6 protein-coding genes and 2 tRNA genes are annotated in these 7728 nt (G+C 71.1%); 4 read left to right on the forward strand and 4 right to left on the reverse strand.

Annotated features, from left to right (window positions below):
* Positions 1–88: 88 nt before the first annotated feature.
* The 4 genes from cydD to HRL41_RS08400 all read left to right on the forward strand — a co-directional run bounded on the left by cydD (position 89) and on the right by HRL41_RS08400 (position 4072).
* Positions 89–1825: a thiol reductant ABC exporter subunit CydD gene (gene cydD / locus HRL41_RS08385; RefSeq protein WP_172136382.1), complete on the forward strand. Its 1737-nt coding sequence runs from the start codon at positions 89–91 to the stop codon at positions 1823–1825.
* Positions 1822–3729, forward strand: coding sequence for a thiol reductant ABC exporter subunit CydC (gene cydC / locus HRL41_RS08390; protein ID WP_172136383.1), 1908 nt, complete (start codon positions 1822–1824; stop codon positions 3727–3729). Before cydD ends, cydC begins: the two co-directional genes overlap by 4 nt.
* Before the next feature lie 172 nt (positions 3730–3901).
* A tRNA-Asp gene (locus tag HRL41_RS08395) sits at positions 3902–3978 on the forward strand.
* A 17-nt stretch (positions 3979–3995) separates the two neighbouring features.
* Positions 3996–4072 (forward strand) — tRNA-Asp (locus HRL41_RS08400).
* Positions 4073–4237: 165 nt separating this feature from the next.
* Here the strand turns inward: HRL41_RS08400 and panD are convergent.
* The 4 genes from panD to HRL41_RS08420 form a co-directional block, all read right to left on the reverse strand.
* Positions 4238–4621 (reverse strand): aspartate 1-decarboxylase, encoded by a 384-nt coding sequence (gene panD, locus HRL41_RS08405; protein WP_172136384.1) that lies wholly within the window; start codon positions 4619–4621, stop codon positions 4238–4240.
* A gap of 6 nt (positions 4622–4627) precedes the next feature.
* Positions 4628–5482, reverse strand: coding sequence for a pantoate--beta-alanine ligase (gene panC, locus HRL41_RS08410; RefSeq protein WP_172136385.1), 855 nt, complete (start codon positions 5480–5482; stop codon positions 4628–4630).
* 169 nt (positions 5483–5651) lie between these two features.
* Positions 5652–6479: a 3-methyl-2-oxobutanoate hydroxymethyltransferase gene (gene panB / locus HRL41_RS08415; RefSeq protein WP_172136386.1), complete on the reverse strand. Its 828-nt coding sequence runs from the start codon at positions 6477–6479 to the stop codon at positions 5652–5654.
* Positions 6480–6488: 9 nt separating this feature from the next.
* Positions 6489–7496 carry a Rossmann-like and DUF2520 domain-containing protein gene (locus tag HRL41_RS08420; protein ID WP_172136387.1) on the reverse strand — a complete coding sequence of 336 codons (1008 nt, stop codon included), beginning with the start codon at positions 7494–7496 and terminating at the stop codon, positions 6489–6491.
* Positions 7497–7728 lie beyond the last annotated feature (232 nt).

The following is a 7728-nucleotide window of genomic DNA, read 5'->3' on the forward strand; positions in this document are numbered from 1 at the left end:
GACCGCGCGGCGGCGACCTGAGAAACGCAGCCGGCAGGCTGGGCCTGGGCTGCAAGGCCGCGAAGCTCCTGGCCAGAGAGGAGGGCGCGTGTTCGACCGAGCTTTGCTCGCGCTTCCCGGCGCGCGCGGCGCGTATGCGCTCACGTGCGCGCTCACGCTGGTTCGCGCGCTCGCCGTGGTGGGGCAGGCGTGGGCGCTCGCGAGCTTCATCGTGGGCGTGTGGGCGGGAAGTCCGCTTGCCGCCGAGGCCCCGTGGCTGGCCGCCTTCCTCGCATGCTTCGTGGGGCGCCAGGCCATCCTGGCCGCCCAAGACGCCTACCTCGACCGCTACGCCTACGCCCGCGCGCATGAGCTGCGCGAACGCGCGCTCAAGGCGGTGTTCGCCGCAGGGCCGCGCCTCACCGCCTCCCGCGGCTCAGGCGCGGTGGTGGCCGACGTGGTCGAGGGCGTCGACAACGTGGAGACGTACGTGGCGCTCATCATCCCCAAGATGAGCGCGGTGGTCATCATTCCGCTCGTGCTGCTGCTCGCGATCTTCCCGCTCGACTGGGTGTCGGGCGTGATCGCGCTGGTGTGCTTCCCCTTCATCATCCTGTACATGGTGATGATCGGGCACACGGCCAGCGACGAGGCGGCGCGGCGCCACGCACAGTTCCAGGTCATGTCGAGCCACTTCGTCGACTCGGTGCGCGGCATCGACACGCTCAAGGCGTTCGGCCTCGCGCGCGCCCACTCCGCGCGCATCTTCGCGGTGTCCGAGCGCTTCCGCGAGGCCACCATGAAAACGCTGCGCATCGCGACGCTCTCGAGCGCGGTGCTCGACGCGTTCGCCACGCTCGCGCTGGCGGCGGTTGCCATCATGCTGGGGTTTCGCCTGGTGGACGGCGCGCTGGCGTTCTTCCCGGCGCTTGCGGTGCTCATCTTGGTGCCCGAGTACTTCAAGCCCATCCGCGAGTTCGCGGCCGACTACCACGCCACGCTCGACGGCAGGACGGCGCTCGCGGCGCTCGGCGAGCTGATCGCGGAAGGGGAGGGGCTCGCGCGCGCGGCGGCGGATGCGGAAGCTGCGCACCCCGAGGTCGTCGCGCCAGCCCCTGCTGCGTCCGCGCCCTCGCTCGCGTTCGCGGGCGTGGGGTTCTCCTACCCTGACTTCGAAGGCGCGCTCTCCGACGTGTCGTTCTCCTTCGCCGCCCCGTGCAAGGTGGCCGTCATCGGCGCGAGCGGGTCGGGGAAGTCGACGCTGCTCAGCCTGGTCGGGGGCTTCGCCGACCCGACGTGCGGCGCGGTGCGCGCCGGCGGCGCGACGCTGCCCACGCTGCGCACGCCGGCTTGGCAGCGCCGCGTGGCCTACATCCCGCAGGACCCCTACGTGTTCCACGCGAGCGTGCGCGACAACGTGGCGCTCTACCGCCCCGACGCGACTGGCGCGCAGGTGCGCGAGGCGCTTGCGTTCGTGGGCCTCGGCGGCGTGGTCGGCGCGCTCGAGCGAGGCGTCGACGAGCCCATCGGCTCAGGTGCGCGCGAGCTCTCGGGCGGGCAGGCCCAGCGCATCGCGCTCGCGCGGGCGTTCCTCGCCCGTGAGCGGGACGTCCTCTTGCTCGACGAGCCCACGGCGCACCTCGACATCGAGACCGAGCTTGAGCTCAAGCAGCACATGCTCGCGCTCATGGAGGGGCGCCTCGCCCTCATCGCGACGCACCGCCTCCACTGGGTGGCTGACGCGGACTACGTGCTCGTGATGGAGGGCGGGCGCGTGGCGTGGCAGGGGACGCCTGGCGCCGCGCGCGCCGCAGGCGTGCTCAAGAAGCTGGGAGGTGCGCTATGAGCAGCGGAAACGTCACGGGGCTCGCACGAGTCGCACAGGTGTGGAAGGCTGACACGTGGGTGCGGCCCTTCTTCGCGCGCTACGCGGGGGTGCTTGCGCTCGCTCTCGCGCTCGGCGTGGCGGCGTTCGCGTTCGCGGGCGCGCTCATGTTCACCTCGGGCTACATGATCTCGCTCGCGGCGGCGCTGCCGCTCACGGTGCTCGCGCTGCACGTGCCGTCGCTGTTCGTGCGCATCTTCGGCATCGGCAAGCCCATCCTGCAGTACTTCGAGCGCCTGGTGAGCCATGACTGGGCGCTGCGGATGACCAGCGAGCTGCGCCGCCGCCTCTACGACTCCCTCGAGCGCGCCGCCTCGCCGCTCGCGCGCACCCGCCGCCTCGGCGAGGTGCTTGGCGTGCTGTCCGAGGACATCGGGCACATCCAGAACCTGTACCTGCGCTCGGTGTTCCCGCTGGTCGCGGCGTGGCTCATGTACGTGGTCGTCGTCGTGGCGACGGGGGCGTTCTCGCTGCCGGTGGCCGGGCTGCTCGCGGTGATGCTCGGCGTGGTCGTCGTCGTGCTGCCGCTCGCGTCGGTGTGCGTGAACGGCGCGCGGCGCACCCGCGCGCAGAGCCTGCGCGCCCGCCTCTACGACGAGCTGACCGACAACGTGCTCGGCGTGGCTGACTGGGTGTTCTCGGGCCGCGGTGGCGACTACCTCGCGCATTGCGAAAAGCTCGAAGGGAAGCTGCGCGAAGCCGAGCGCGCGGCCAGGCGCTTCGTGCGCGTGCGCGACGTGGCGGCGCAGGTGCTCTTCGGGCTCTGCGTCGTGGCCGTGCTCGTGTGGGCGGCGAGAGCGTTCGGCGCGAGCGCGGGCGCAGGGGCTGCGGCTGGCGGCGCCGTGGGCGCGCTGGCGGGCGTCGGCTCCGAGAACGCCCCGGCGTACGCGGCCAACTGGATCGCCGCCTTCGCGCTGTGCTTCTTCCCGCTCATCGAGGCGTTCGTCCCGGCGCCTGCCGCCGCCGAGGGCTTCGTGGAGCACGGCGCGGCTGTCGAGCGCCTCAACGGCTATCCCGACCCTGACGCGCCGCGCGGGCAGGCTGCGCGTGCCGCTGACCCCGCCGTCCCTCCTGCGGCCGCGGGCGGGTCTGCAAGCGATGCTGCGTCCGCAACTGTCGCTGGCCCCTTCTCTCTTGCGGCTGGCATCGTCTTCGACCACGTCACCTTCGCCTACGGCGCCGCGCCGCCGCTCATCCGCGACGTGAGCCTGCGCATCCCGCAGGGGAGCAGGCTCGCCGTGCTCGGGCGCTCGGGCGCGGGCAAGTCGACGCTCGCGGCGCTCCTGCGCGGCGAGCTCGCCCCGCGCGAGGGCTCCGTCACGGTGGCGGGGCGCGAGGCGGGCGCGTGGGGTGACGAGATGGCGCGTCTCGTGGGCGTCATCCAGCAGAAGCCGCACCTGTTCCACCAGACGCTGCGCGAGAACCTGCTCATCGGCCGCGCGGACGCCACCGACGAGGAGCTCGAGCGCGTCATGGCCGACGTGGGGCTCGCGCCCCTGCTCGAGCGCCTGCCGCAGGGCCTCGACACCATGGTCGACGAGGCGGGCCAGCGCTTCTCGGGCGGCGAGCGGCATCGCATCGCGCTCGCGCGCGTGCTTCTGTCGCACGTGCCCGTGGTGGTGCTCGACGAGCCGTTCGCCGGGCTCGACCCCGCCACCGAGCGCGCGCTCATCGACGTGATGTTCGAGCAGCTCGAAGGCCGCACCGTGGTGATGATCACGCACCACCTGCAGGGCGTGGGCGCGTGCGATCGCGTGGTGCTGCTGGAGGACGGGGCGTTCGCCATCGACGGCGCGCCGGACGGGCTCGCCCGCACGAACGAGCGCTACCGCCGCCTGCTGGCCTTCGATCGCGGGGTAGGCTGAGTTGCTGAGCGCACCCTCCGTGGGGCGATGGCGTCTGCAACCAGCCTTGCAGCCGCCTTGCAGCCGACCCCCTCGATCGCCTTCTTCGATCGCGGCTCCGTGGCTCAAATTTTCGAAAATGGGGCTTGCCACGGCGGGCGCGTATGTTTAAAATAGACGAGCTGCAAAACACGGGGTGTTAGCTCAGTTGGTTAGAGCGCCGGCCTGTCACGTCGGAGGTCGCGAGTTCAAGTCTCGTACATCCCGCCATTTTTGCAAGCCACCTTGGGGTGTTAGCTCAGTTGGTTAGAGCGCCGGCCTGTCACGTCGGAGGTCGCGAGTTCAAGTCTCGTACATCCCGCCATTTTGAATCCGAAATCGCCGCCCCGCGCGGCGATTTTCTTTTCCTGCCCCAGCGCGGGAAAGCGCATGGGAAGGTGCGCGGGGAGGCACGCGGGGAAGCGGATCGCGCCTTCGGCGCTTCAGGCCGCGTTCCCGCCTCCTCGCTGTCCCGTCCCGCTGCTGCTCGCTACCTGATCTCGCCGTGGCGCTCGTAGCGGGTTACCTCGACGGGCTTGTTGTTCTCGTCGACGAACACCACGTGCGGGCGGTGCGCGCGGGCCTCGTCGGGCGACATCTGGCAGTAGCACATGATGATGCACGTGTCGCCGGGCTGCACGAGGCGCGCGGCGGCGCCGTTCACGCAGACCATGCCGCTGCCGGGCTCGCCGGCGATGGTGTAGGTCTCGAAGCGCGCGCCGTTGCTCACGTCGACCACCTGCACCATCTCGTACTCCAGGATGTCCGCGGCGCTTAGGAGCTCGGGGTCGACGGTGATGGAGCCCACGTAGTTGAGCTCGGCCTGGCTGATGGTCGCGCGGTGGATCTTCCCTTTGAGCATGGTGAGCTGCATGGGCGCCTACACCTCCGGCGTGAAGAAGAAGTTGTCGATGAGGCGCGTGCCCCCGATGCGCACGGCGATGGCCACGAGCGCCTCGCCTTCCACCGCCTCCACGGGGTTGACGTCGTCGGTGTCGACCACCTCGACGTACTCGGGCGCGGCGAGCGGCTCGGCGGCGAGCACGTCGAGGACGGCCTGGCGCACGGCGGACGCGCGCCGCTCGCCGCCTTCGAGAACGGCGCGGCCCGCGGCGAGCGAGCGCGACAGCACCACGGCGGCGGCGCGCTCCTCATCCGAGAGGTAGGTGTTGCGCGAGCTCTTCGCCAGCCCGTCGGCCTCGCGGACGATGGGGCAGCCCACGATCTCGACGCCGAAGCTCAGGTCGCGCACCATGCGGCGCACGATGAGCAGCTGCTGGGCGTCCTTCTGCCCGAAGTACGCGCGGTCGGGCGTGACGATGTTGAGCAGCTTGCTCACCACCAGGCACACGCCGTCGAAGTGGATGGGGCGGCTCTTGCCGCACAGCTCATTTCCCAGCTCGTCGACGTGCACGGTGGTGCGGCGGTTGGGATAGTACATCTCCGCGGGCGTGGGGTGGAAGACCACGTCGGCGCCTGCCGCCTCCACGAGCGCGCGGTCATGCTCGAGGTCGCGCGGGTAGCTCTCCAGGTCCTCGTTCGGGCCGAACTGGGTGGGGTTCACGAACACGCTGACCACGGTGTGGTCGTTGTCGGCCACGGAGCGCTCGATGAGGCTCTGGTGCCCCTCGTGCAGGTACCCCATGGTGGGCACGAGCCCGACGGTCTGCCCGGCGGCGCGCCAGCCGCGCACGATCTGGCGAACTTCGGCGATGGTGGTGACGACTCTCGTCATGGAAGGTCCTTTCGGTGGTGGGAAGGTGGTAATGCGGATGGGCGGGCTTGCGAAGGCGCGTGCTGCGGGATCACACGGCTTTGCAGGCGCGCAGGCGGGCGCCTCGGGCGCGTGCGGCGGGGTCGCACGGCTTCGCAGGCTCGCGGGCGTACGCGCCTGGGGCGCGGCGCTACTTGACGCCGTCGAACGTGCCGGCGGGGGCGGCGAAGGTGTGCTCGGGCGCGGGGAACGAGCCGTCCTTCACGCAGGCGTCGTAGTCGGCGAACGCCTGCTTCATGAGCGCGCCCACCTCGGCGAAGCGACGTGCGAACTTCGGCGTCAGGTCGTCGAACATGCCGAGCATGTCCTGGTAGACGAGGATCTGACCGTCGCAGCCCGCGCCCGACCCGATGCCGATGGTGGGGATGCCCACGGCGTCGGTCACGATGCGCGCGAGCTCGGCGGGGATGCACTCGAGCACCACGGCGAACGCGCCAGCCGCCTCGAGCGCCCGCGCGTCGTCGACGATGCGCTGCGCCGCCGCGGTGCTCTTGCCCTGCACCTTGAAGCCGCCGAACGCGTTGACGGACTGCGGCGTGAGGCCCAGATGCCCCATCACGGGGATGGACGCGCGCGTGATGGCCTCGATCTCGGGGGCGAACTGCGCGCCGCCCTCGATCTTCACGGCCTGCGCGCCGCCCTCCTTCACGAGGCGCCCGGCGTTCTCGGTCGCCTGCGCGCAGGAGAGGTGGTAGCTCATGAACGGCATGTCGGCCACCACGAGCGCCTCCTTCGCGCCGCGCGTGACGGCGCGGGTGTGGTGCACCATGTCGTCCATGGTCACGCCGAGCGTGTCGGGCAGGCCGAGCATGGTCATGCCGAGCGAGTCGCCCACGAGGATGCCGTTGACGCCCGCCGCGTCGACGAGGCTCGCGGTGGTGTAGTCGTAGGCGGTGAGCATCGAGAGCCGCGCGCCGTCCTTCTTGGCCTTGGCGAAGGTGGAAACGGTGTTCTTCATGGGGTTCTCCTAACGAGTGGCGGGGTTGGGATGGGTGGTGGCGGCGCTGTCGGGGTTGGCTCCGTCGCCAAGGGCGGTGTTGTCGGGGGCGGGCGCGGCGCCAGGGGCGCCGGGGCTGGCGGCGTCGGCAGCGCGCGCGTGGGCTGCGGCGTCGGATGCGAGCGTGCTGGCAAGCGGCGCGTAGTCGCGGTCGGGGTGCTTGGCCTGCGCGATGTCGACGAGCGCGGCCGTGAGCGCGCGGTAGAGGCGGGCGGCCTGGGGGTCGTGCGCGTCGAGCGCGCGCAGGTGCCCTTCGACGGTGCCCGCGTCGTTGCGCTCGACGGGGCCCGTGAGGGCGCCCACTGCGCCGCGCGTGCAGAACGCGTCGACGTTTCCCCTGATAAGGGGCTCGAGCGCCACGCGCGCGTCATGCTCGTCGAAGCCGCAGGAGGCCATGAGGCGCTCGGCGGCGGCGAGCGGGGCGAGCACGAGGTTGCTCGCCATCACGGCGGCGGCATGGTAGCGCACCTTGTCGATCTCGTCGATGGCGTGCAGGGGGTTGGGCAGGCCCGTCAGCAGCTCGCGCAGCGCGTCGACGGCCTCCGCGTCACCCTCAAGAGTGAGGTGCGCGCCTTCGAGCGCGCCGAGGTCCATGGCGGGATCGCTCACGGCGAGGAGCGGGTGGACGCTCGCGACGTGGGCGCCGCAGGCCGCCGCGGCGTCGATGACGCGTGCAGGCAGGCAGCCGCTGCAGTGGCAGATGACCTTGCCTTCGAGCGCATCCGTCTCGGCGCAGGCGTCGCGCAGGGCGTGCCAGGCGGATGCGATGACCGAGTCGGGAACCGTGAGGAAGATGAGGTCGCTTGACGCGGCCAAGGCGGCGGCGTCGGGGAACGCGGCGGTCGCGGTAAGCTGCGCCGCACGTTGCGCCGCAGGAGGGCGCACGTCATAATAGCCGGTCATGGGGATGCCGCGCGCGACGAAGTATCGCCCGAGCGCGCCTCCTACCTTGCCGGCCCCTATGAAGCCAACGTTCATATGAGTCCTTTCATGCGGGTACGGTTCCTCCCCTTCGCGGAGGATATCGTCCACATCCTCATTCTAGCGTGCGATCTCGCGCATCACAAGCTTTCATCGCGCGGCGACGGCGTAACTTTGATGGGGGTCATGCTCTCCCGATCTCCTACCAGCCCGTTCCGGCCATTCCGGAGTCGACGGCGGCAGCATAGCGCACCTCGGCCGACATGCCCGCCACGCTCGCGGCCGGCGG

Source organism: Adlercreutzia sp. ZJ473 (assembly GCF_013185065.1).
Classification (GTDB): Bacteria; Actinomycetota; Coriobacteriia; order Coriobacteriales; family Eggerthellaceae; genus CAAEEV01.

What these genes read in the sequence shown, in the direction of transcription:
- cydC (WP_172136383.1), top strand. Translation starts at nt 1,822, where the DNA reads ATGAGCAGCGGAAACGTCACGGGGCTCGCACGAGTCGCACAGGTGTGG.
- panD (WP_172136384.1), bottom strand. Translation starts at nt 4,621, where the DNA reads ATGCAGCTCACCATGCTCAAAGGGAAGATCCACCGCGCGACCATCAGC.
- panC (WP_172136385.1), bottom strand. Translation starts at nt 5,482, where the DNA reads ATGACGAGAGTCGTCACCACCATCGCCGAAGTTCGCCAGATCGTGCGC.
- panB (WP_172136386.1), bottom strand. Translation starts at nt 6,479, where the DNA reads ATGAAGAACACCGTTTCCACCTTCGCCAAGGCCAAGAAGGACGGCGCG.
- HRL41_RS08420 (WP_172136387.1), bottom strand. Translation starts at nt 7,496, where the DNA reads ATGAACGTTGGCTTCATAGGGGCCGGCAAGGTAGGAGGCGCGCTCGGG.